The organism is Rhodococcus sp. 7Tela_A2, from assembly GCF_049311045.1.
In the GTDB taxonomy this organism is placed as follows: domain Bacteria; phylum Actinomycetota; class Actinomycetes; order Mycobacteriales; family Mycobacteriaceae; genus Rhodococcus.
The window spans coordinates 1-24,308 of the sequence record NZ_JAXION010000018.1 but is presented as its reverse complement, the minus strand read 5'-3'; the positions used below and the strand labels follow the sequence as shown (position 1 = coordinate 24,308).

The following is a 24,308-nucleotide window of genomic DNA, read 5'->3' as shown; positions in this document are numbered from 1 at the left end:
ATATCCTTCCTGTAGACACGGCCGAGGTTCGGCCTTGATCCATGGTAGGCGCGGGTACCGACAGAGGCCGGGCGCGCTTCGTCCCCTCCCGGGTATGGCGGCGGTAGGTTTGCGGGTATGACGCAGCACACCGTGATCATCGAGGACACCTACACCGGCGACGTCACCCCGGGAGGGTCGGCCCAGCGACGCGCAGTCCCCGGCGCGGAGATCGTCAAACTCGCCGTCGGCCCGATGAACAACAACACCTACCTCGTCACCGACACCGCGACCGGCAAATCCGTATTCATCGATGCCGCAAACGAACCCGACACACTGGTGCAGTTCCTGCGCGACAACGCCCCGCACCTCGAACTCATCGTCACGACCCATCAGCACTGGGATCACTGGCAGGGTCTCGAGAAGGTCGCCGCCGAGACGGGTGTCCCCACCGCCGCGCACGCACTCGACGCCGGACCGCTGCCGGTCGCACCCGATCGAATTCTCACCGAGGGAGAGTCGATTCGGGTGGGTGACCTGGATCTCGAGGTGATTCACCTCGCAGGGCACACACCGGGGTCGGTCGCGCTGGTTCTCACCGAACAGGGCACAGGCAAGCACCACATCTTCACCGGCGACTCCCTCTTCCCCGGCGGCGTCGGCAAGACCCCGGATGACGACGCCTTCCGCTCGCTGATGAACGATGTCGAATCGAAGATCTTCGACCGCTTCGGCGACGACACGGTGTTCTACCCCGGGCACGGCAAGGACTCGACGCTCGGCGCGGAGCGTCCGCACCTCGGCGAGTGGCGCGAACGCGGCTGGTGACGGACTGCGTAGCAGGTCATCGGCCCGAGCCTCGACGCCGGCCGTTCGGCGACCCGATTCGAGGCGGAGCGAGGTTCCGGGCCGGTGATCCCGTACTGTCAGGTCATCAGGACCGTTCAGGTCCTCGAATGAGGGTGGCAGCATGGCCGACAAATCGCCTCGCAGTTCCATGTCCAAGAAGTCCGGCAAGTCGCTGAAGGAAAAGCGGGCCGACAAGAAGTCGGGCGCGAACTCCCAGGCCGATCCCGAGATCGTCGCGCACGTCAAGAAGCGCTGACACAACTCTCCCTCATCACCAAACCCGCAGGAGCACAACTACATATGCTTGATCTCGGTGTCCTGGCGCACTCTCGGAAGAAAAACGAGCGACGTCTGCCGATCCACCCGCACCACTTTTCCCGGATCGACGAGGATTTGCGTGCCCACATCTATCTGGAGCCCGGCTACGGCACACCCTTCGGTGTGTCCGATACCGATCTGGAGCCCTTCGTCGCGGGATTCCGCTCCCGGGAGCAGTTGATCGCCGACTGCGACGTGATCGCTCTGCCCAAGCTTCAGGCGAGCGATCTCGCGGAGTTCCGGGAGGGCCAGACGGTGTGGGGCTGGCCGCACTGCGTCCAGGACACCGCGGTGACGCAGCAGGCCATCGACCGGCGGCTGACGCTGATCGCCTTCGAAGCGATGAACCACTGGCGCAGCGACGGAAGCTTCGGGCTGCACGTGTTCCACAAGAACAACGAGCTTGCCGGTTACAGCTCGGTGATCCACGGTCTGCAGATCATCGGGTGCACCGGTGACTACGGCCGTCGTCTGCGCGCCGTCGTCATCGGGTTCGGGGCAACGGCCCGGGGCGCGGTCACCGCCTTGAACGCACACGGCATCGACGATGTCCGGGTGCTCACCAACCGTGATGTGGCGGCCGTCGGATCGCCCATACACTCGGCGCGCATCGTTCGGTTCGAACACGAGGCCACCGATCCGCATCGCAGCTTCGTGCTCACCGACGAGGGACGGGTGCCGCTGGCGCCGTACCTCGCGGAGAACGACATCGTGGTCAACTGCGTCCTGCAGGACACCGCAGAACCGCTCACATTCCTCGGCGAAGAAGACCTGGATGCATTCGCGCCCGGCAGCCTGATCGTCGACGTGTCGTGCGATGCGGGCATGGGGTTCAGCTGGGCGCGGCCCACCTCGTTCACCGAGCCGAGCTTCGTCGTCGGTAACAACATCCACTACTACGCCGTGGATCACAGTCCGTCGTACCTGTGGAACTCCGCGACGTGGGAAATCAGTGCAGCGCTGCTCCCCCACGTGCGGACGGTCCTCTCCGGCCCGGACGCCTGGGCCGGCGACCAGGTCATCGCCCGAGCGATCGAGATTCGCGACGGAGTGATCCGGAATCCGAGTATCACCGCGTTCCAGCACCGCGCCGCCGACTACCCGCACGCGATGCTCGCTGAGACGGTGGACGCGACCGCGCGATGACGGGTGGGGGCCCGCCCCCCCCCCCCGCCGGTCGCGGTTACACGATCGCGGGCATCCGGACGACCTGCCCGGCGTACGAAAGCCCGGCCCCGAACCCGAGCAGCAGTGCCGTGTCACCGGGCTTGGACGCACCGGATCGCAGCAACTCTTCCATGGCCATCGGAATCGAGGCCGCGCTCGTGTTGCCCGTTTCCGCGATGTCGCGAGCGACCGCCACGGTGTCGGGTAGTCCCAAGGTCCGGATCAGGGCATCGGTGATGCGGCTGTTGGCTTGGTGCGGCACGAAGGCATCGAGGTCGTCGACCGTGACGCCGGATTTCGCCAGGGCGTCTTTGCACGCCGTCTCGAGGAACGTCACGGCCCAGCGGAAAACGGCCGCGCCGTTCATCCGGATGTACGGGCGTACCGGCGTCTGACCGCCGGCCAGCGCGGCGTCGACCTCGCCGAAATACTGCTGGAAATCCTTGTCCTGCTTGATGGCGTCGGTCTGGCTGCCGTCCGAGCCCCAGGCAACCGGCCCGATCCCTTCCTCCTCGGCCGGGCCCACGATTGCGGCCCCGGCGCCGTCGGCGAAGATGAACGCGCACGTGCGGTCGGTGGGATCGAGCAGGTCGGACAGTCGCTCCACGCCGATGACAAGGACGTTGCGGGCCTGGCCGGCGCGGACGAGACTCGCCGCGTTGCCGAGCGCGTAGCAGAACCCGGCGCAGCCCGCGGAGACGTCGTAGGCGGCGGTGTTCTGCATGCCCAGTTCGGTGGCCACGACAGCCCCCGCGGACGGTCCCAGCACCATCTGCGACGAGGTGGCCAGTACGACGGCATCGATCTGATCGACATCCATGCCCGCCGCGGACAGCGCGTCGCGGGCAGCGGCCGTGCTCATCGAGACGATCGTTTCGTCAGGTTCGGCCCAGTGGCGGGCGGTGATGCCGGAGCGGGTCCTGATCCATTCATCGGTGGAGTCGATGCGCTCGACGATCTCCGAATTGGGAACGACGCGGCGAGGCCGGTAGACCCCCAGACCGAGGAGGGCGGTGTGAACTGTCGGCGGTGCGGTGGTGATGTGTGCGGGCATTCGCACATCTTGCCCCTACCGCGCGCCGTTCGGAAGCACTTCCATGGCATCGCCACAACGCCCCCGCGCGCACGACTGAACGCCGGACAGGACAGCCGGCCGCTCTACTGCCGGTCCGCTTCCGATTCGTCCCCGCGATGTTCGTCGTCAGGCTCGGCGAACGCGGTACCGGAGACCATTCCGTCGGTACCCGGCACGGTTTCGGTGGGCCGTACCCCGGGTTCGTACATCTTGCGGACCTTCTCGGCTTTGTCCTGCGCCTGCCGCTTCGCGTCTTCGTCGAGGTTGTCCCATCCACTCGGATCCTGACTGTCGTCCACGCCGGACTCCCCTCGTTCCGAAGTTCCGCCGGCGGAGACTGCCGGCATCAACAGCGTCCCCCCGATTCCCCTTCCCGGGGCTCGTTTCGTCGGGATCGGCCTTCTGATCCCGGTACGATTCGGTCGCATCAGGCCTCGCTCCTGCGAACTCCGGCACGGTGAACCATGGCGGCACTTCTGCTCGGACCCGTCCTCAGGCACGTCGGTTCCACGGACGCCACGGTGTGGGTGGAAACATCTGCTCCCTGCACCGTCGAGATACTCGGCCGTTCCGAACGGACGTGGTCCGTCGCGGGACACCATTACGCCCTCGTGGTGATCGACGGCCTGGAGCCGGGCTCCACCACGCCGTACCGGGTGCGACTCGACGACACCGACGTCTGGCCACTCGAGAACGCCGACGCCTCTGTCATCCGGTCCCTGAGCGACGACGCCCGGTTCGATCTCGCGTTCGGCTCGTGCCGGGTCGCCACCACCGGCGCCGAGACCGACGGCGGGCCCGACGAGTCGCTCGGCGCGGACGCTCTCGCCGTTTACGCGCAGCGTATGAGGACGCAACCGCGCGACCTGTGGCCCGACGCGTTGATGCTGCTGGGCGACCAGGTCTATGCCGACGAACTGTCCCCCGAAATCCTGCAACGCGTCGGAGAGCGGCACGACCTGGACGAGCCGCCCGGCGCCCAGGTGCGGGACTTCGAGGAATACACCTGGCTCTATGCCCAGGCGTGGTCGGACCCGGAGGTGCGGTGGCTGCTGTCGACCGTGCCGACCTCGATGATCTTCGACGACCACGACGTGCACGACGACTGGAACACCTCGCAATCGTGGCGCGCCGAATTCGAGGCGAGCAACTGGTGGGAGGAGCGGATCGTCGGGGCGCTCATGTCGTACTGGATTTACCAGCACCTCGGAAACCTCTCGCCCGCGGAACTGCGCCGGAACGAGTTGTACGCCAAGATCCGCGGGACCACCGGCGACGCGACCGCCCTGCTGCGCGAGTTCGCGTCCGAGGCCGACGAGGAGGCCGACGGTGCGCGCGGTGTGCAGTGGTCGTATCGCCGGGATTTCGGGTCGGTGCGTCTTCTCGTGATCGATTCGCGCTGCGGGCGGGTCCTCACCTCGGAACGGCGCGAGATGGTCTCCGATCCGGAGTTCGACTGGATCGAAGACCAGACGGTGGGCGACTACGACCACCTCCTCGTCGGAACGTCGTTGCCCTGGCTGCTGCCCCGCGCGTTGCACGATGCGGAGGCCTGGGACGAGCAGTTGGCGTTCGGTGCGCGGGGACCGCGGTTCGCCCGCTGGGCGGAGAGTCTGCGCCGCGGCGCCGACCTCGAGCATTGGGCAGCGTTCCACGACTCGTTCGACCGCCTCGCGCGACTCTTCGGCGAAGTCGCCCGCGGAGACCGGACCGATACGTCCGGCATCCCCCCGGCGACGATCTGTGTGCTGTCGGGCGATGTCCACCACGCCTACGCCGCGAGCGCGCGGTTCACCTTCCCGACCGACTCTCAGGTCTATCAGTTGACGTGTTCACCTCTCCACAATCGGGTTCCGGCCGCGGTCCGGGCGGGGTTCCGGGCGGCGTGGAGTCGCCTGGCGGAACGGTCGGTACGCGGGTTGCTTCGGCTTGTCACGCCGGTTCCCCGGTCGCCCGTGGAGTGGGATCGGATCGCCGGGCCGACGTTCGGGAACCAGATCGCGACGCTCCGGTTGCACGGCCGCGCGGCACGACTGTCGATCGAGCGCACCACGAGCCGTGGTAGCGCCGCCCCGTACTTCGAGTGCGTCACCGACCTGGTCCTGTCGCGGGACGACGCGACTACCGACGTGCCGCGACTGCATCGTCCGGACCGCGCGGAGACCTGACCTGCCGTAAATGCAATTCTCACGAAATCGCAACCGCATAATCGCCGACGACATATCTTGTTGACATCGCACCGTCGGCGATGTTAGACATTCCGCACGTGCCGAACCCGCACGTGTTTGCGCTTTCATTCTCGAACCTGTTGGGGCACAAGCCTTCAGCGGACGCCTGACGGACTGTCCAGGTGAACGGAGAACCTGCCGCATGACACTTCCGCCGTCGTTTTCCCGCATACCGAACCGCCCTCTGCGACGAGCACTCCGGTGACCCGCACGCAGACTCCCCCGGCCGTCCGCGACGACGCCGCCGCGCGCGGGGTCGTCGGCACCTCGGTTCCGCGCATCGAGGATCTCCGCCTGGTCACGGGCGCCGGCACGTTCGTCGACGACGTGACACGGCCCGGGATGGTGCACGCCTGCTTTGTACGAAGCCCGTTGCCCCGCGCGCGAATAGGCGCGATCGATACATCCGCGGCACTGCAGCTCGAGGGCGTCTTCGCTGTATACACCGCCGCCGAACTGAACACCGTCGCGCACCAGATCTCCTACGCGCTCGACATGCCCGGCATGCCGCCGGTACCTCGGCCACCGCTCGCCGAAGAAGAGGTGCGATTCGTCGGAGACCCGGTGGCCCTGGTCGTTGCCGTCGACCGGTACGTCGCAGAAGACGCCGTCGAACTCGTGGAAGTCGAGTACGAACCGCTCGAACCGGTACTCGATTACGTCACCGCGGATTCGTCACCGCATCTCGTGCACGCCGGGTTCGCCGGCAACTCCGCCGGTGAGATGGCCGGACGTCCGGCATCGGATCTCGATCCGATCTTCGAGGCCGCCGCACATACCGTGCAGCAGCAGATCTTTCAGCAGGCCTACCTACCCGTTCCCATGGAAACCCGCGGGCTGGTGGCGGAGTGGTCGGCCTCGACAGGCGAGATGACGGTGTGGATCTCCACCCAGTCGCCCCACGAGGTGCGCGGCTTCTGTGCCCGGCTGCTGGGCATCGACGAACACCGGGTCCGGGTGATCGCGCGCGACACCGGAGGGGGTTTCGGACTCAAGGTTGCGCCGCTGCGCGAGGAGATCTGCATCCAGCTCGCGGCACGCACGCTCGGCACGGCGGTCAAGTGGATCGAGGACCGTCAAGAGAATCTGATGTCGTCGGGTATGGCGCGTCACGAGCACGCAGACGTGCGGATGGCCTTCGACGCGGAGGGCCGGATCCTTGCTGCGGGAATGGACCATGTGCAGAACGTCGGTGCCTACCCCACTCCTTCGCCTCTCACCGCCGGAGTCGTGGTGGGCATGCTGTTCCCGGGTCCCTACCGGGTCCCGGACGCGTCGTTCAGCGTGAAGTTCCACTACTCCAATACTGTCGGCCGGCTTGCCTATCGTGGTCCGTGGCAGTTCGAATCCGTCGCTCGTGAAGTGCTTCTCGACCATGCCGCCCGCCGGATCGGCATCGATCCCGTCGAGCTGCGACGTCGCAACATGATCCGCCGCGAGGACTTGCCCGTGTTCAACCCGCACGGCATGCCGCTCGATCACATCTCGCCCCTCGACACTCTCGAGCAGGCCGTGGCGATGCTCGGCTACGAGGACTTCCGGGAAGAGCAGCAACGCGCCCGCGCCGAGGGACGGTATCTCGGCGTCGGTACGTGCACCTACGTCGAGCCGACCACGGGCGGAACCTCGTTCCACAGCACCGAGGGCGCCACCATCCGGATCGAGCCGACCGGCAAGGTGAATGTCTATGTTGCCGGGGGCTCCGCGGGCAACAGTCTCGAGACGACCGTCGTGCAGTTGACGGCAGATGCCCTCGGCGTCGCGATGGCGGATGTGCGGACGGTCCAGGGCGATACCGCCGTCACGCCGTTCGGGGCCGGCACCGGTGGCAGCAGGTCCGGGTCGATGACGGCAGGTGCGATTGCCGAGACCGCCGCGGGCCTGCGTGAACGGATCGTGGCGATCGCGGCGCACCGGTTGGACACGACTCCCGACGAGATCGACTTCGTCGACAGCACGGCGTCGGCGCGGAACGCACCGGACAAGACACTGTCGCTGGCCGAGATCGCGGATATCGCCTACTTCCAGGGCGAGGCCCTGCCACCGGGTGTCCCGCCGGGTCTGGAAGCGAGCGGGCGTTACCGCACACCGCACATGATGATCTGGGCCAACGCCACCCACGTGTGCACCTGCGAGGTGGACGTAGCGACCGGCAAGGTGACCCTGCTTCGCTACATCGTGAGCGAGGACTGCGGCAAGATGATCAATCCGAGCGTGGTGGAGGGCCAGATCTGCGGCGGCACCGTCCAGGGAATCGGCGGCGCACTGTACGAGCATCTCGCGTACGACGACAGCGGCAATCCCGTCGCCACCACCTTCATGGACTACCTGCTGCCGACGGCATCCGAGATTCCGGCGATCGAGATCGGGCACATCGACACCCCGAGCCCGGGGCCCGGAAACTTCAAGGGGGTCGGCGAGGGCGGTGCGATCGGCGCGACCCCCGCAGTGCTCAACGCGGTGATGGACGCGCTTGCTCCGTTCGGAGTCGAACTGAAGCAGCTGCCGCTGTCCCCCTCCGCCGTTCTGACGATGATCGACGACGCCCGCACCGCCGCGAAGGACGACGAATGAAGCCCGCCGCGTTCGACTACCACGCACCGGAGACGGCCGACGAGGCGGTTCACCTGCTCGCCGAACTCGGTGACGAGGCCAAGTTCATCGCCGGCGGGCAGAGCCTGATGCCGCTGCTCGTCCTGCGGCTCGCCGTGTTCGACCACCTTGTGGACCTCCGGCGACTCACCGATCTGGCGGACATCACGGCCGGCACCGACACCGTCCGGATCGGGGCCACCACCACGCACGCGATGGTCGGCCTGTCCGAGGCGATCGCCCGAAGCGTTCCCCTGCTGGCCCGCGCGACACCGCTCATCGGGCACTTCCAGATCCGCAACCGCGGCACGATAGGCGGTTCTCTCGCGCACGCCGATGCCGCAGCGGAGTATCCGGCGGTGGCCCTGACCCTCGATGCCGACATCGAAACGCGCTCCCCCCGGGGGTTGCGCACGATCCCCGCCGCCGACTTCTTCCAGGGGATGTGGACGACGGCGATGGAACCGGACGAGTTGGTGACCGCAGTGACATTCCCGGTGTGGCGCGGCCGGTGCGGTTCTGCGATCGAAGAATTCACCCGCCGCAGCGGCGACTTCGCGGTGGCGGGCGCTGCGGTCGCGCTCCGCGTGGATGCGGACGAGCGGATCGAACGGTGCGCGGTCACGGTCTTCGGAATGGGCCCGACACCGATCCGCGCGCGAACGGTCGAAAGGGAACTGCTCGGACGCGGGGCATCGACGATCTCCGCCGAGGAGGTCGGCCGCGACGCGACCGCACATCTCGACGCGGTTCCGTCGGACGGTCACGGCACGGCCGGGTACAGGCGCCGCGTCGGGTCCGCGATGGTAGCTCGCGCGTGGAACCGCGCCGTGAAGGAGGCACTCGATGACTGACGTCGATATCCGTGTCCGGATCAACGGCGCGACCCGCCACGATCGCGTACCACCGCGCTTGACGCTGGCCGATTACCTGCGCGAGCGGTGCGGCCTGACCGGCACACATCTGGGATGCGAGCACGGAGTGTGCGGGGCGTGCACCGTCCTCTTCGACGGCGAGGCCGTGCGCGCGTGCCTGATCTTCGCGGTCCAGGCCGACGGAGCCGAACTGACGACCATCGAGGGCCTCGCCGGTGCCGACGGGGAACTGTCCTCCGTCCAGGCAGCCTTCCGGGACCAGCACGGACTCCAGTGCGGTTTCTGCACACCGGGATTCATCGTCTCGGCAACCGCATTCCTGCGAGAGAACCCGTCACCGTCCGACGACGAGATCCGGGAAGCGATCTCGGGCAACCTGTGCCGCTGCACCGGTTATCAGGGCATCGTCCGCGCGGTACGCGCCGCGGCCGGTGGCCCGGACTCCAGCGGCGAGCCCGGCACCGTCGCCGCATCCGGCGCCTGACGCATACGACGACAACACCGAGTGAAGACGATCCCGCCCGAGTATCCCTGTACCGCGAAGGAACAGCTGTGACCATCGATGACGCACCCGTCGACCGGGACCGTAAGCACCCCCGGGCCCATTTCGACCGGCACACCCCGGAATACCGGCATCGGTTCGAGGAGATCACGCAGGATCTTCACGCCCGGTGCCCCCTCGCCTGGACCGACACCTACGACGGGCACTGGGTAGCCAGCGGGAGCGACGAGGTCTTCGAGCTCGCACGCAGTGCCGACGTGTCGAACGACCACGACGTTCACGGCACCCGGCGCGGATACAAGGGGATCTCGATTCCCACCGCACGTCGCGCGGCAATGGTGCGCGGCGGCATTCTCGAGATGGACGACCCCGAGCATCGCCTCTACCGGCAGGTCCTCAACCCTTACCTGTCCCCCGCCGCGGTGAAACGGTGGGAACCGTTCATCGACGAGGCAGTCCACGCCGCACTCGACGAGAAGATCGAATCCGGACGGATCGACTTCGTCGACGACCTGGCCAACATCGTGCCCGCCGTCCTCACCCTCGCCATGCTCGGTATCCGAATCGAGAAATGGTCCGTGTACAGCGAACCGGTGCACGCGTCGGTCTACACACCGGAGAATTCGCCGGACGCCGAGCGGGTCGCCGAGATGCACCGCGCGATGGGGATCGACCTGCTGTCGAATCTGGCCGAGATCAAGACGAACCCTCGTCCGGGACTCGTCAACGGGCTCGTCGAGTTGCGCATCGACGGCGAGCCGGCGCCCGACCTCGAACTGCTGGGCATGCTCGGACTGCTGATCGGTGGCGGTTTCGACACGACGACGGCGCTCACCGCCCACTCGCTCGAGTGGTTGTCGTCGAATCCCGACCAGCGTGACGTGCTCATCCGCGACCGCGAACAGTTGCTCGATTCGGCCACCGAAGAGTTCCTGCGCTTCTTCACGCCGGCACCGGGCGACGGGCGCACCGTCGCGGCCGACTTCGAGGTCGGTGGCACCGAGTTGCGCGAAGGTGAGCGCTTGTGGCTGTCGTGGGCGATGGCGAACCGTGACGCGACGGTCTTTCCCGATCCCGACGAGATCGTCCTGGACCGGAAAGGGAACCGGCACTTCAGTTTCGGTCTCGGAATCCATCGCTGCATCGGCTCCAACGTAGCCCGAACGGTGTTCAAGTCGATGCTCACCGCGGTACTCGACCGCATGCCGGACTTCCGGTGCGATCCCGAAGGGACGGTGCATTACGACACCATCGGTGTCATCCAGGGCATGCGGCACCTGCCCGCGTCCTTCACTCCGGGCCCCCGGAGAGGCCCGGGCCTGAGCGCCACGCTCGAGAAGCTGCAACGGATCTGCGACGAGCAGCAACTGGCCGCCCCGGTGACCGCCCGCCCGGAGGTCGCGCGCATCGATTGACGCGACGACCCTCAGGTCTCGGCCCGGTTGTGCCGGCGGGTGTGCACCCCTGCCGATTCGGGTTATCTAGAAGTTCCGTCCTATGCGAACCCCACTTCTGCGCGGAAAAGGACATCCCGGGCGACACTCCGGGATCCCGGGCATATTCCGGCAGCGGTGGGGGTACACGGGTTCCGGTGGCAACACACCCGACTACGGGAGGAATTACATGATCGTCCGGAGACTCGCGAGACCGATGCTCGCGTCCATTTTCATTGCCGGGGGCGTCGACGCCCTCCGCAATCCCGCTCCGCGGGCGAACGCGGCCAAGCCCGCGCTGGATCAGGCGGTGAACACACTGCCCGCCTCGGTCACCGATCGGCTCCCGAGCAACCCCGAGACGCTGATCCAGCTCAACGCAGCGGTTCAGATCGGCGCCGGCGCACTGTTCGCGCTGGGCAAGGCACCTCGACTCTCGGCACTCGCCCTCGCCGGGTCTCTCGTACCGAGCACGGCGGTCGGCCACGACTTCTGGAACGCAGAGGACGCCGAAACGCGGTCCCGGCAGCGTACCGAGTTCATCAAGAGCGTGAGCCTTCTCGGCGGACTCCTCATCGCAGCCGTGGACACCGAAGGCAAGCCCTCGCTCGGCTGGCGCGGCCGCCGCGCCGCTCGCCGCGCCCAGGCTTCGGTCGCCGCAGCACTCCCCCTGGCGGCATCGTCCGACCACGGCACTGCGGACGCTTTCAACACCGTGGCCGAACGCGTGAAGTCCCTCACCGGAGACGCTGCCGAGCACGGCGGCCACCTTCTGGATGTCGCGAAGGAGCGAGGTCCCGTATTCGCCGAGGTGGCCAAGGAACGCGGCAGCGAGTTTCTCGAAGTCGCGCGCGACCGCGGTCCGGTACTGGCCGAGCGCGCACGCCAGCGCGGCACCGGCCTGCTCGACGTCGCCAAGGAACGCGGCCCCGAGTTCGCGGACACCGCCCGTGAACGCGGCACCGAACTCCTCGGCGTCGCCAAGGAACGCGGCCCGGAAATCGCCGAGGTCGCGCGGATGCGCGGCACCAGGTTCCTCGACACCGCCCGTGATCGCAGCAGCGAATGGGCACAGCTTGCCGACGAGCGTTCGGCGGTGCTCAACGGCAAGGCTTTGAAGGCGGCAGAAAAGGCCCGGGCCAGCGCCGAGAAGGCACGCAAGCAGGCCGAGAAGTCCCTCGAGAAGAACCGCAAGGCGCTCGAGAAGCGTTAAGACTGTTCAACAGCACCACACCGAGCCGAGGGATTCGGCTCCAGCGGGCGCGCGGGGGGGGGGCGGGCGGCGCCCCGGCGCCCCCCCCCCACCCCCCGGGCCCCGCGCCCCCCCCCGCGTTTGTGACCGGGTGTTTCCCGCTGCCCGGAGCGATCCGACTAGACTTCTCGGGCACTTCCGTCGACGCCCCCACGCGTTCGATCTGTCCCTATCCGAGGAGTTCATGTGCCGGCCGATGGCGCGTCCCACCCAGACCTCGAGCCTGAGCAGGCCTACGTCTCGATGCTCTACCGGCACCTCGACGACCTGCGCGACTACGCGAAGACGAGGCTGACCCGCGTGCTCCGGGAGTCGGGGGGCACCCCGCAGGCACGCTCCGAACGCGAGTCGTTCACCCAGATGTATACCGAGGATCTCGCGAAGTACGACGCCGCGGAACACGGCCTGTGCTTCGGGCGGATCGACGTGCGGGACGACGAGGTCGACAACGACGGGGGCCTCGACAGCCGATACATCGGGCGCATCGGAATTCTGGACGAAGACAACGACTACGAGTCGCTTCTCCTCGACTGGCGGGCACCGCAGGCGCGGCCTTTCTATCTCGCCACGCCGGCAACACCCGACGGCGTGGTGCTGCGTCGCCACATCCGCAGTCGTGGACGTTCGGTGACCGCCCTGAACGACGAATACCTCGATCTCGACGCCGCGCAGGAGCACTCCGACACCCCGGCTGCAGGCGGAGTCGCCGGCGAGTCCGCCCTGCTGGCGGCCCTCAACGCCGCCCGCACCGGGCAGATGCACGACATCGTGGCCACCATCCAGGCCCAGCAGGACGCGATCATCCGCTCCGAGCACCGAAGCGTGCTCGTGGTGCAAGGCGGGCCGGGAACGGGCAAGACTGCGGTGGCGCTGCACCGCGCCGCATACCTGCTCTACACGTACCGGAAGCAACTCGCGAAGAGCGGCGTGCTGATCATCGGCCCGAATTCCACCTTCCTCGACTACATCGGTCAGGTGCTGCCCTCCCTCGGTGAGACGGGCGTGCTGCTGTCCACCATCGGCGACCTGTATCCGGGTGTGAAGGCCACGCTGGACGACAGCCGCGAGGCCGGTGAACTCAAGGGGTCGTCGGCCACGGTCGACATCCTCAAGAAGGCGGTGCGGGACCGGCAGGAAGTCCCGAGTTCCCCGGTGCCCGTCTCGTTCGACACCTACCGCCTCATGCTCGACCGGAAATCTGTCTCGCGTGCACGCGGCCGGGCGCGCTCGTCGCGTCGGCCACACAATCTGGCTCGTCCGATTTTCGTGTCCGCGGTCATCGAAGCGCTCGCAGACCAGCTCGCCTCCATCATCGGTACCGACCTGGTCAACGGCGGAAACCTGCTCAGCCGCGACGACATCGACGACATCCGGTCGGAGATGCGGGCGGACCGGGACATCGTCTCCGCGATCGACGCCTTGTGGCCGGAACTGACCCCGCAGCAGGTGCTCACGGATCTGCTCGGCTCACGGGAACGTCTTGCCTCGGCCGCGCCGCACTTCTCGGAAGACCAGATCGAGGCGCTCTACCGCCCGGACGGTGCGGGACATTTCAGCGCCGCCGATGCCCCGCTGCTCGACGAGATCGCCGAACTGCTCGGGGTCGACGACGCGGCGGAACGAGAACGCGCGTCCCGCAGGTGGCGCAGGCAGATCGCCGACGCCCAAGGCGCACTCGACATCCTCACCGGTTCCGCACCGCAGGATCTCGAGGACGACCTCGACCCCGAACTGCTCATGGCATACGACCTCATCGACGCGTCCCAGCTCGCGGAGCGCCAGGACCACCGGAACTACGAGACCACCGCGGAACGTGCTGCCGGTGACCGGACCTGGACCTACGGACACGTGATCGTCGACGAAGCGCAGGAACTGTCGGAGATGGCGTGGCGGGCGCTGATGCGCCGAATCCCGAACCGGTGGATGACCCTCGTGGGCGACACCGCCCAGACCGGTGATCCGGCGGGCAGCACGTCGTGGCAGCGGGTCCTCGAGCCGTATGTCGCGAACCGGTGGAAGAAGGCCGAACTCACCGTCAACTACCGGACGCCTGCGGAGATCATGCGGGTCGCGCACGCGGTGCTCGCGGAGATCGACCCCGAACAACTCCCGCCGGAGTCGGTGCGCGAATCCGGCTACGAACCCTGGGCACGTTCGGTGGACGCCGACAGCTTGGTCGACGCGGTGCGCAGCGCACTGGACGAGGAGTCGGGACCGGGCACGACGGCGGTTCTGGTACCTGCCCGCCTGGTGGCGGAGTGGGCGCACCTCGCCTCACCGTCGGTGACGGTCGCTGCCGTCAAGGACGTCAAGGGCCTCGAGTTCGACGCCGTGCTGCTGGTGGAGCCGTCCGAGATAGTGTCGGAATCTCCCCGCGGCATGAACGACCTCTATGTCGCACTGACCCGAGCGACCCAGAGACTCGGCGTGCTGCACACCACCCCGCTCCCCCGGGTACTCGACGGACTCGCCGCCAAGGCCCGGTGTTGAGCAGGGGTCGTCTCGACGTTGCGGTGAAGCAGCACGCTGTCGATCGGAACGATTCCGTTATGCCGGGAAGGTACGGTCCTGTGCACGGTGCCGTACGCCACGGCACCGCCGACAGAAACGTCCGGTTCGTCGACGGTGTGAGGTGAGGGTGATGGGACGGGGACGGTGGCCGATCGGCGCCGCGGCTCGGGTTCTGCTCGCCGGCGCGGCAGTGCTCGCGGCTGCCGCATGCTCGGCCGGCACAGCCGACCCCGTCGAGGCGGTGGAGACACCCACGGCCACGGCCGCGGCCGAGCCACCGGTGCTGGACGCGCGCGCGACACGCATGAAGGAGACGCTGGACGAAGCGGGACTGGTCGCGGATGTTCCGGACGAGACCCTGCTCGCGGTCGCGCGCGGACTGTGCGACCAGCTCGCAGCCGGAATGCCGGAGGAACGCATCCTGGAGACAGCGCGGCCGATCGCGTCGTACGCCGCGGCGGCGACGCATACGACGATGCCGGGCGACGATGCCGCCCGGCACTATGTCGAGATCACGCGCGAGACCTACTGCTGACTCCCGCGCGTTCGCGGAACTCTGTCAGCGGACGGTGTGCACGACCAGCACGTCGGAGGTCGCTTTCCGGGCCACGTCCGACGGCACCGAGCCGAGGAGCCTGCCGGTGAGGGTGTTCAGTCCGCGGTTACCGATCACGATGAGATCCGCCTCGACCTCTGCGACGAGGGCGAGGAGGGATTCCACGGGCGAACCGACGACGGGCCGTTCGACGATGTTCTTCGCGCCCGCCACGGTGGCCTTTTCCCGTGCCGTGCGGAGGATTTCGTAGGTCGGTGCGGATCCGGTGACCTGGTAGGCCTCGTCGCGCAGCACGTCTGCGGCGTGTGCGGTGTCCTTGGGATCGGCTGGGTAGTACGCACAGGCGATCACCAACTTGGCGCCGGCGTCTCCCGCGAGGGCAGCTGCCTTCTCCACCGCCTTGTACGACGATTCCGAACCGTCCGTCCCGACGACAATGGTCCGGTAGGCGCTCATTCGTTCCTCCATCGTGTTCCGGTCACCGGCGCGTGCCGCCGATGGTGCCGGTGGAAGAAATGCGAACCCTCCCCCCGGCGCTGGCGTAGACAGTATCGGGACACCGGGGCGCATGGGGGATTTGGGTCCCACGCCACAGCGACGCGTCCCGGACCCTCGCGGCCGCCGGGAGCGGTTCTCCGGATCTACTTCAGACCCGCGGCGTCCATCCCCCGCAATTCCTTCTTGAGATCGGCGATCTCGTCGCGGAGCCGACCCGCCAGCTCGAACTGCAGATCGCGTGCGGCCTGCATCATCTGGTCGGTGAGTTGCTGCACAAGGTCGGCCAATTCGGCGCGCGGCATCGTCGTGGTGTCGCGACCTTCGACGACACCGGAACTCGTCGCGCGTCCCGACTCACCCTGGGCGCGACGTCCGCGCGAGGCATTGCGGCCCGATCCGCCCACCTCAATGGCTTCGGTGTCCTCAGCTTCCTGATACACCTGGTCCATGATGTTGGCGATCTTCTTGCGCAACGGCTGCGGGTCGAGGCCGTGCTCCTCGTTGTAGGCGATCTGCTTCTCTCGCCGGCGGTCCGTCTCGTCGATGGCGCGCGCCATGGAGTCGGTGATTTTGTCGGCGTACATGTGCACTTCGCCGGAGACGTTGCGCGCCGCGCGCCCGATGGTCTGAATCAGCGACGTGCTCGAGCGGAGGAACCCCTCCTTGTCGGCGTCCAGGATCGCCACGAGCGACACCTCGGGGAGGTCGAGACCCTCACGGAGCAGGTTGATGCCGACGAGGACGTCGTACTCGCCCAGACGCAACTGCCGGAGCAGTTCGACGCGGCGCAACGTGTCGATGTCGGAGTGCAGATACCGCACCCGGATACCGAGTTCGAGCAGGTAGTCGGTGAGGTCCTCGGCCATCTTCTTCGTCAGCGTCGTGACGAGCACACGTTCGTCACGGTCGGCCCGCTCCCGGATCTCGTGGATGAGGTCGTCGATCTGGCCCTTGGTGGGCTTGACGACGACCTTCGGGTCCACCAGGCCGGTCGGGCGGATCACCTGTTCGACGAATTCGCCGCCGGTCCGTCCGAGTTCGTACGGTCCGGGCGTCGCCGACAGGTAGACGGTCTGGCCGATTCGAGACGCGAACTCCTCCCAGGTGAGCGGCCGGTTGTCGACGGCCGAGGGCAGGCGGAAACCGAATTCGACGAGGTTGCGCTTGCGCGACATGTCGCCTTCGTACATGGCGCCGATCTGCGGCACCGTGACGTGGGACTCGTCGATGACGAGGAGGAAGTCTTCCGGGAAGTAGTCGATCAGCGTCGCGGGTGCGGTGCCGGCGGGCCGGCCGTCGATGTGCCGCGAGTAGTTCTCGATGCCGGAGCAGAATCCGACCTGCCGGATCATCTCGAGGTCGTACTGCGTGCGCATCCGCAGCCGCTGCGCCTCCAGAAGCTTGCCGCGGTTCTCGAGATCGGCGAGACGTTCCTCGAGTTCGGCTTCGATGTCCTTGACCGCGCGTTCCATCCGCTCGGGTCCGGCCACGTAGTGCGTCGCGGGGAAGATCCGCAACGAATCGACCTTGCGGACGACGTCGCCGGTCAGCGGGTGCAGGTAGTACAGGGCCTCGATCTCGTCGCCGAAGAACTCGATGCGGACCGCGAGTTCCTCGTAGGCAGGGATGATGTCGACGGTGTCGCCCTTCACACGGAACGAGCCGCGGGTGAACGCGAGGTCGTTGCGGTTGTACTGCACGTCGACGAGCAGGCGGAGCAGGGCGTCGCGCGGAACTTCGAGGCCGACCTCGAGCTGGATCGAGCGGTCGAGGTAGGACTGCGGGGTGCCGAGGCCGTAGATGCAGGACACCGAGGCGACCACCACGACGTCGCGGCGGGAGAGCAGCGACGAACTGGCCGAGTGACGCAACCGCTCGACGTCGTCGTTGATCGACGAGTCCTTCTCGATGTAGGTGTCGGTCTGCGCGATGTACGCCTCGGGCTGGTAGTAGTCGTAGTACGACACGAAGTACTCGACCGCATTGTTGGGCAGCATCTCCCGCAGCTCGTTGGCGAGCTGCGCGGCGAGAGTCTTGTTGGGTGCCATCACGAGGGTGGGACGTTGCAGCCGCTCGATGAGCCACGCGGTGGTAGCGGACTTGCCGGTACCCGTGGCACCGAGCAGGACGACGTCTTTCTCCCCCGCCTTCAGCCTGCGCTCGAGTTCGTCGATCGCGGCGGGCTGGTCGCCGGCGGGTTCGTATTCGCTGACGACCTCGAACGGGGCGTCGGTGCGTTCGATCTCCCCCACCGGACGGAACTCGGAATGGGCGACTACAGGATGCTCACTTGCGAACGCCATGTTTCCAGGGTAATTGCTCCCACCGACACGTGCGGCGCGCCGCCGAGCCCGCCGCTCCCCGCCAGGCGCAACGCCCGTTCCCGCGCGGACGGTAACGTGCGGTCATGACGCCGCACCTTCACCCCGTCAAAGAGGAACGTTTCGATGTTCCCGCGCAGACCAACACCGACCCCAAGGGCAATGTGCGGCCGGTGGACGTGTACCGGGTCGAGCCGTGGGGGCTGTACATGGCGCGGCCGGCGGACCACCACGAGTTCGGGTACGTGGAGTCCTGGCTGCTGCCGTCCCGGCATCTGCGCGTGACGATCTTCCATTACCGACACGGGCACGAGCGCGACCTGGATCGGTACGTCGATGTGGGCGAGTACTGGCGAGACGGTGACGTGTGGCATTCGCGCGACCACTACCTCGATCTTCTCGTCCGCACCGGCCGTGGCACCGCGGTAGAAGATGTCGACGAACTGTTCGCCGCCGTCGCCGCGGGTCTGCTCGACACGGACGACGCCGAACTGGCCGTCCTGCGCGCGTTCGAAGCGGTCGACGGCATCGCCGCCCACGGTCACGACGTCGACGCGTGGCTGAGCTCGGTCGGGCTGCCGATCAGCTGGCAGTGACGCCCGCCGCTCCCCTGCTCATTCCCGGGCTCCGGCCCCGCTCGCAGCCGGAGCGACGAGCCGGTGCGGCGACCCGGGGCCTTCGGCGGCGAGCGACGCGTGGGTGGGCGGGTCGGACGGCACATGCGCGGGACGCCGTCGTTCGAACTCGGTACGGAGCACCGGGACGACCTCGCGACCGAGGATTTCGATCTGCTCGAGCACCACGTCGAGCGGCAGACCGGCGTGATCCATGAGGAACAGCTGACGCTGGTAGTCACCCGCGTAGTCGGCGAAGCCGAGAGTGCGCTCGACGACCTGTTCGGGGGTGCCCACGGTCAGCGGGGTCGTCGCGGAGAATTCCTCGAGGGACGGGCCGTGGCCGTACACCGGCGCGTTGTCGAAATACGGACGGAAGATGCGCCTGGCCTCGGCTTCGGTGTCCGCCATGAATACCTGGCCGCCGAGTCCGACGACGGCCTGCTCGGCCGCGCCGTGCCCGTACTGCTCGAAGCGGTTCCGGTACAGGGTGATCCTCTGCCGGGGTGTGTTCCTTGTTCCAGGAGCCGTCGCCGTAGAACGCTGGCTGTTCAGCGATTCCAGGCCACCGAGAACTACCACCTGCTCCGGCGCCTATGTCGCGAGAGAAGGTCGTCGACTGGGAAGACAAGTTCCGAACCCCGCTGCGGTTAGTGACGCGTCACCGGTTACGAGTTGGGGCGAACCGTCGGGGACATCGGCTTTCCGGTGCCCGACGTCGAGTACGTCGTTGAGGAGTCCAGCGGACAGTCCCGTCCGCGTGTGGTGGTCGATCATCACTAAGGCCTTCGCGAGTGAACGTCGCGGCGATCAGCGGCCCGGACGGAGCCGGTACAACTTCCAACGAGAGAATCGGCAAAGGACGGTGCTGGCTCATCGGTTCTCGGTGGAGCTGGTGGACGGGCCTCTCGAAATCGAACGTTGTGTGCGAGCACAAGTGCAAGGACCAGTGTGCGTTCGGGTCAGTACCAGCCAACTCGTGAATTCCACCCACGGCGAGAATTTGCGATACGCGGTCGCGAATGGGGAGACTTTCTGGCCGTTTGCTCGCTACTCAACGGTCAAGGCCGCTCCCATTACGAGCGGTCTCTTGCGATCCGTGAGGCACTGCGACACGGGTGCGACGAAGACGCGGTGTTTCGCGCCAAGACCAATCCAGGCGACTGGCAAGAGACACACTGGCAAGGGGTACTGTTTTGATGTCGGATTCCACGATCGAGAAACGACCGAGGACAATCGTGAGCGAGCGGTTGCACGTGGACAAGTAGTCGTACGACATGACGAAGCATCTGCACCGCCCGAGCGCGCGCGACCTCGAAGTGATCGCGCGGGACCGACACCTCCTTCGCCCGTGTACCGACCGGATCGACACGGCAGCTTCCCTGATGAGTCTTACTCACGTAAATTTCGCGGGGTGATGACAAGACCGGTCGGGCCAGCAATTCTATACGGAATGTTCGCAGCCAACAGTCTCGCAAACGGAATATGGATTGCACTGTGGGCAGTTTACTTTGTCTCTGTTGCAGACGTGAGCCCAGCCGTTGTTTCTACGGTCTCCCTCTTCGGCGGGGTTGCGGGCATGGCTCTTGCATATCCCGTGGGATCACTTGGAGACCGCGTCGATGACCGCTAATTGCTAGCTCTGTTATTAACGCTGCGGGGTATCGCCGCCCTCCTTGTGTCGCTTTCGAGTAGCACGGTCCTGCTACTCGCAGCACTGTTTATTACGCTTGGCCTTCAATCCGCCCAAACAGGCCTATCGACTAGCATCGTCGCGACTCGCGTGGATCCCATGAGCAGAGTGAAATCGCTCTCATGGATCCGGACTCTGCAACATGTGCTCTACGCCCTAACAGCTGTCGCCGCATCTCTTGTTCTCGCCTCCGGCGCTGAGATCTTTTTCCGGATTGCTTTGGCTATTGGCGGCACCATGCTGTTCGCGGGAGCACTTATGTGCACTCGGATAAGCCGCCGGTCAGCTGTGACCTCGTCGCGAGCGGACCGTCGGATCGGTGGCTCGACAGCCGTAAAAGACCGGGCGTTCCTGCTAATGATGCTGGGGTCGAGTCTTCTCATGCTGTGCTGGCCGGTTCTCACTGTCGGATTGCCGTTGTGGATTACCGAATCAACTGTAGCCCCGCCCGCAATGGCGGGAGTTTGTTTGGCGATCAGCGCGATTATCATTATAATTATCCAGATCCCCGTAGGAAATAAAGTCGTGACATTGAAGCACGGCAGATACGTAAACCTGGCCGGATCCATTTTTCTATCCGTAGTATGTGCGGGATTTGTGATCGCAGGCGAAACGGAGTCGACCCGCGTCGCTGTCGCAATAATTCTCGGCCTTACTTTGCTCCACGCTTTGGCCGAAGTTTTGGTCGTAACTTCAAAATGGTATTTTTCTACCAGCATGATGAATGATGACCACGCGGGCGGATATCAATCGATCGCCGCGATTGGAGACGGACTGGCAGTAGCAGTTGGTCCGGCCATCATGATTGCTCTTGTCGGAACGGGTAATACGGGCTGGTGCCTTTTAGGGTTGACGTTCTTCATTGTTGGTGTCTTTCAAGCGATTTACTCTCGGAGAATACTTGTACGTACCGCCGAGCGCGCAGGCCCGTCGATGGCTCCGAAGCCAGAAGCTTGAGGGCTGCATATGATGCGGCGTTGTGACCAAGCAATTCGGCTCGCGTTGGTGGCGGTCGAGTACCTCCTTGCGCTGATCCGCGCCTGGCCCGGCACCGGCTCGCTACGAGTTCGTCTCGCGTACATTGCACCGACCCCCTAATCGGGAGATGTATGCGGTGTGGCGATGCAGTGCCAGGCCAACCCAACCATCCATGCACTGCGGGCAGCGCTTCCGACGACGCCCTACGCCTCACGGTCGAAACAACAGATCGCACACTCACCGCTCGATAGATCAGCCCGCCCGCAGAGGCGAACATCCCGCCCAGTGGGCGGACTGTTGATAATGGATCACATCGTGCCGACTTCGGTCGAGGACCGACCGCGGCCGCGCCTCACCCGTCCGGTAACAACTCGCAGTGGCGGAAAGTCACGCTGTCGAGCCTGTTGGGCACCACCATCGAGTACTACGACTTCCTGCTGTACAGCACCATGGCCGCGTTGGTCTTCGGGAAGCTGTTTTTCCCTCGTCGAGCCCGGCAGTATCGACGATCGCCGCGTTCGGGACGCTGGCGGTCGGCTACGTCGCACGGCCCTTGGGGGGTTTGGTATTCGGCCGGCGGACGGTGAGCCTCACCGGCGCGGCTGTGGCCGTGCTGTATGCGTTCCCTTGTATTCGATGATCGACGCCGGTTCGGTTGCGGTGCTGACCGTCGCGCTGATGCTCGGGCAGGTGGTGCAGTCCGCGATGTACGCGCCCCCCGCGCCGATGCTCTCTGAGATGTTTGGAACGAACGTGCGATATACCGGGGTGTCGTTCGGTTACCAGTTCGCCAGCCTGATCGGCGCAGGCTTTACCCCGATGATCGCTGCGAGCCTGCTGGTTGCCTTCGACGGCTCGAGTGTGCCGCTGAGCCTCCTACTCGCGGCGACCGCCGGAACCACCATCCTCGCCGCGTGGAGCGCGTCGGAAACGAGCGGAAAGAACCTGGAAACCAGCAAGATGGAGTAGAGCTCACGACGGACCCGGTGGGTCGGCCCTGTTGTGCAGGGTCTACCCACTGCAAAGGAAAGCCGACACCGGAGAAGGGCGTCCGGCTATGCGCTCCAGCCGGTGTCCTGCGCCCATGCCCACGCGCGATGGTAGGCGCGGTCGAACCAGGGCGATTTCGCCTCGCTGTACGCCACGGCCGACTCCAACGGATCACCGAATGCCGACGCCGCGTCTGCTGCGGCACGTTTGACGTCGGCGTATTCCGCGGCCGCTTCCGCGTCGGCACGCAGCCAATCGCGTAGCAGCAGCGCGAACTGCTGCCCGGGCCAGCCGTCGACGCGCACCGCGACCCGCGCGGGCTGCCCAGGATCGGCGCTTCCGTGCAACCGCATCGCCCACAACGCAGGGTCCGTCTCGCCGCCCGCGCCGTACGAGGGCTTCGGCTGGTCGTGATCGACCTGCTCGATACGAGGGAAACCTGCGACGGCCAGCGGCTCGGCGAGCGCGTCGGCGGCAGCGAGATCCGGCACCGTGACCTGCAGATCGAGCGCGTCGACTGCGTCGAGCCCTGGCACTGCGGTAGATCCCACGTGGTCGATGCGCAGCGCGCTGCCGCCACAGGCCACGGCGAGCCGGGCGATCAGTCGTTGCGCTGACCGATCCCATTCGGGGCGTGCCGGAACGAGTACCGGCGCCGCTGTCACCGCGGTGCGGGTGCGCACGTTGCGTTCGAACGGCACCAGACGGTCTGTCCACAGCGCCCGTACCCGGCTCACCACATCGTCCGGCTCGCCGGTGTTGTCGAGCCAGACATCGGCCACCACGCGCCGCTGCTCTTCCGTGGCCTGCGCCGCGATCCGGGCACGAGCGTCGGACTCGGGCATTCCCCGTAGCTCCACCAGCCGGCGGAGTCGCTCGTCCTCCCCCGCGTGCACGACGGCCACCAGATGGAAGATCGGGGCCATTCCACCTTCGACGAGCAACGGGATGTCCTGTACGACGACTGCATCCTCCGGTGCCGCAGCAACGAGTTCGGCCGTGCGTGCGCCGACGCGCGGGTGGGTGATGGCGTTGAGGACGGCGCGTGCGTCGTCGGTGGCGAACGCTTTGGCCGCGAGCGCGGGACGGTCCAGCGAGCCGTCCGGCCGGAGAATGTCCTCTCCGAACGCGTCGACGAGTTCGGCGAGACCTTCCGAGCCCGGCTCGACGATCTCGCGCGCGATCGCGTCGGCGTCGACGAGCACCGCCCCGAGATTCACGAGTTCCTTGGCGACAGTGGACTTACCCGCGCCGATACCTCCGGTCAACCCCATTCGCAGCACGCCGACCAGTGTCGCACCACACAGCCGAGCACCGTGAGTCGACCCGCCGCTGTCACGGCACAGTCACGGCACGGTCACAAGCTGGTCGCGACCGCGGCCTTCCTGGGGAAACACGGCCTTTCACCTGCGGTAAATGACCGGCAGGGCTCTTCGCGTCCGATATCGTCTTGGCGAAGCGTCCGACTCCGGTTATCCCGTTCATCGAGAAGGCAGGCTATGAGTTCCTCCCCCTCACCTTCCGGTCGACATCGCCTCGGTATGGAACACGGTGTTCACTGCGTCCTCATTCCCGAGGTGGCCGCCGCGCTCGCCGAGCATCGGCGCAACTGGTTCACCACGCTGCTGAGCAATGCGCGGCACAGTCACGCCGCGATGCGTAAGCGCGCGGCCGCACTTCCCGCGCAGTGGGCCACCCCCGCCGTGGGCTGATCCCGCACGGGCCGGACCGCTACGGTCACACACCACAACGGCGACCCCTCCCGACAGGAGGTGGTCGCCGTCGTCGTCCGAGCCCGGGAGCGCCGCATGACGCACCGACGCAACCGGCACCGAACGCAGAAAAGCGGAAGACCCCGCACCGAATCGGTGCGGGGT

19 protein-coding genes and 2 pseudogenes are annotated in these 24,308 nt (G+C 66.5%); 15 read left to right on the top strand and 6 right to left on the bottom strand.

Annotated features, from left to right (window positions below):
- Nucleotides 1–117: 117 nt before the first annotated feature.
- The 3 genes from TVH25_RS05610 to TVH25_RS05600 all read left to right on the top strand — a co-directional run bounded on the left by TVH25_RS05610 (nt 118) and on the right by TVH25_RS05600 (nt 2,292).
- A complete protein-coding gene (locus TVH25_RS05610) occupies nt 118–807 on the top strand; it encodes an MBL fold metallo-hydrolase (protein WP_296549929.1) in 690 nt (229 codons plus the stop codon).
- A gap of 142 nt (nt 808–949) precedes the next feature.
- Nucleotides 950–1,084: a hypothetical protein gene (locus TVH25_RS05605; RefSeq protein WP_277350493.1), complete on the top strand. Its 135-nt coding sequence runs from the start codon at nt 950–952 to the stop codon at nt 1,082–1,084.
- Between the two features lie 44 nt (nt 1,085–1,128).
- Nucleotides 1,129–2,292: a N(5)-(carboxyethyl)ornithine synthase gene (locus TVH25_RS05600; protein WP_422423547.1), complete on the top strand. Its 1,164-nt coding sequence runs from the start codon at nt 1,129–1,131 to the stop codon at nt 2,290–2,292.
- 37 nt (nt 2,293–2,329) lie between these two features.
- On the opposite strand, the gene TVH25_RS05595 is transcribed toward TVH25_RS05600, so the two are convergent.
- Nucleotides 2,330–3,367, bottom strand: coding sequence for a beta-ketoacyl-ACP synthase III (locus TVH25_RS05595; protein ID WP_296549922.1), 1,038 nt, complete (start codon nt 3,365–3,367; stop codon nt 2,330–2,332).
- 104 nt (nt 3,368–3,471) lie between these two features.
- Nucleotides 3,472–3,687: a hypothetical protein gene (locus tag TVH25_RS05590; protein ID WP_240955183.1), complete on the bottom strand. Its 216-nt coding sequence runs from the start codon at nt 3,685–3,687 to the stop codon at nt 3,472–3,474.
- 165 nt (nt 3,688–3,852) lie between these two features.
- Between TVH25_RS05590 and TVH25_RS05585 the strand changes: the two genes are divergently transcribed.
- The 8 genes from TVH25_RS05585 (at nt 3,853) to TVH25_RS05550 (ending at nt 15,316) form a co-directional block, all read left to right on the top strand.
- Nucleotides 3,853–5,556 (top strand): alkaline phosphatase D family protein, encoded by a 1,704-nt coding sequence (locus TVH25_RS05585; RefSeq protein ID WP_422423546.1) that lies wholly within the window; start codon nt 3,853–3,855, stop codon nt 5,554–5,556.
- 261 nt (nt 5,557–5,817) lie between these two features.
- Nucleotides 5,818–8,190, top strand: a complete 2,373-nt coding sequence (locus TVH25_RS05580; protein WP_422423545.1) for a xanthine dehydrogenase family protein molybdopterin-binding subunit — start codon at nt 5,818–5,820, stop codon at nt 8,188–8,190.
- The gene (locus TVH25_RS05575) at nt 8,187–9,062 is read left to right on the top strand and encodes an FAD binding domain-containing protein (RefSeq protein WP_422423544.1); all 876 of its coding nucleotides are present in this window, start codon (nt 8,187–8,189) and stop codon (nt 9,060–9,062) included. The genes TVH25_RS05580 and TVH25_RS05575 overlap by 4 nt, the downstream gene beginning before the upstream one ends.
- Entirely contained in the window at nt 9,055–9,567 is a 513-nt protein-coding gene (locus TVH25_RS05570; protein ID WP_296549898.1) for a (2Fe-2S)-binding protein, read from the top strand. The genes TVH25_RS05575 and TVH25_RS05570 overlap by 8 nt, the downstream gene beginning before the upstream one ends.
- Nucleotides 9,568–9,635: 68 nt before the next feature.
- Complete coding sequence (locus TVH25_RS05565) at nt 9,636–11,000, top strand: cytochrome P450 (RefSeq protein ID WP_422423543.1); 1,365 nt, start codon at nt 9,636–9,638, stop codon at nt 10,998–11,000.
- A 208-nt stretch (nt 11,001–11,208) separates the two neighbouring features.
- Nucleotides 11,209–12,231: a DoxX family protein gene (locus TVH25_RS05560; protein ID WP_422423542.1), complete on the top strand. Its 1,023-nt coding sequence runs from the start codon at nt 11,209–11,211 to the stop codon at nt 12,229–12,231.
- Between the two features lie 225 nt (nt 12,232–12,456).
- Nucleotides 12,457–14,760: a HelD family protein gene (locus TVH25_RS05555; protein WP_422423540.1), complete on the top strand. Its 2,304-nt coding sequence runs from the start codon at nt 12,457–12,459 to the stop codon at nt 14,758–14,760.
- 151 nt (nt 14,761–14,911) lie between these two features.
- Nucleotides 14,912–15,316 carry a DUF732 domain-containing protein gene (locus TVH25_RS05550; RefSeq protein ID WP_240952817.1) on the top strand — a complete coding sequence of 135 codons (405 nt, stop codon included), beginning with the start codon at nt 14,912–14,914 and terminating at the stop codon, nt 15,314–15,316.
- Between the two features lie 24 nt (nt 15,317–15,340).
- On the opposite strand, the gene TVH25_RS05545 is transcribed toward TVH25_RS05550, so the two are convergent.
- Together TVH25_RS05545 and uvrB are read right to left on the bottom strand one after the other, a co-directional pair.
- Entirely contained in the window at nt 15,341–15,793 is a 453-nt protein-coding gene (locus TVH25_RS05545; protein WP_169622971.1) for a universal stress protein, read from the bottom strand.
- Between the two features lie 185 nt (nt 15,794–15,978).
- Nucleotides 15,979–18,138, bottom strand: coding sequence for an excinuclease ABC subunit UvrB (uvrB, locus tag TVH25_RS05540; protein ID WP_422423539.1), 2,160 nt, complete (start codon nt 18,136–18,138; stop codon nt 15,979–15,981).
- Nucleotides 18,139–18,242: 104 nt separating this feature from the next.
- On the opposite strand from uvrB, the gene TVH25_RS05535 reads away from it, so the two are divergent.
- Complete coding sequence (locus TVH25_RS05535) at nt 18,243–18,752, top strand: DUF402 domain-containing protein (protein WP_422423537.1); 510 nt, start codon at nt 18,243–18,245, stop codon at nt 18,750–18,752.
- Between the two features lie 18 nt (nt 18,753–18,770).
- Here the strand turns inward: TVH25_RS05535 and TVH25_RS05530 are convergent.
- Nucleotides 18,771–19,350 (bottom strand): annotated as a pseudogene (locus TVH25_RS05530) (LLM class flavin-dependent oxidoreductase); the annotation flags it as partial.
- A 1,053-nt stretch (nt 19,351–20,403) separates the two neighbouring features.
- Between TVH25_RS05530 and TVH25_RS05525 the strand changes: the two are divergent.
- Together TVH25_RS05525 and TVH25_RS05520 are read left to right on the top strand one after the other, a co-directional pair.
- Complete coding sequence (locus TVH25_RS05525) at nt 20,404–21,420, top strand: MFS transporter (RefSeq protein ID WP_422423535.1); 1,017 nt, start codon at nt 20,404–20,406, stop codon at nt 21,418–21,420.
- A 413-nt stretch (nt 21,421–21,833) separates the two neighbouring features.
- Nucleotides 21,834–22,410, top strand: a pseudogene (locus TVH25_RS05520) (hypothetical protein).
- An 86-nt stretch (nt 22,411–22,496) separates the two neighbouring features.
- Here TVH25_RS05520 and coaE read toward each other — a convergent pair.
- Entirely contained in the window at nt 22,497–23,714 is a 1,218-nt protein-coding gene (coaE, locus tag TVH25_RS05515) for a dephospho-CoA kinase (RefSeq protein ID WP_422423534.1), read from the bottom strand.
- 216 nt (nt 23,715–23,930) lie between these two features.
- Here coaE and TVH25_RS05510 point away from each other — a divergent pair, with 216 nt between their 5' ends.
- Nucleotides 23,931–24,143, top strand: coding sequence for a hypothetical protein (locus TVH25_RS05510; RefSeq protein ID WP_296551249.1), 213 nt, complete (start codon nt 23,931–23,933; stop codon nt 24,141–24,143).
- The last annotated feature ends 165 nt before the right edge of the window (nt 24,144–24,308 follow it).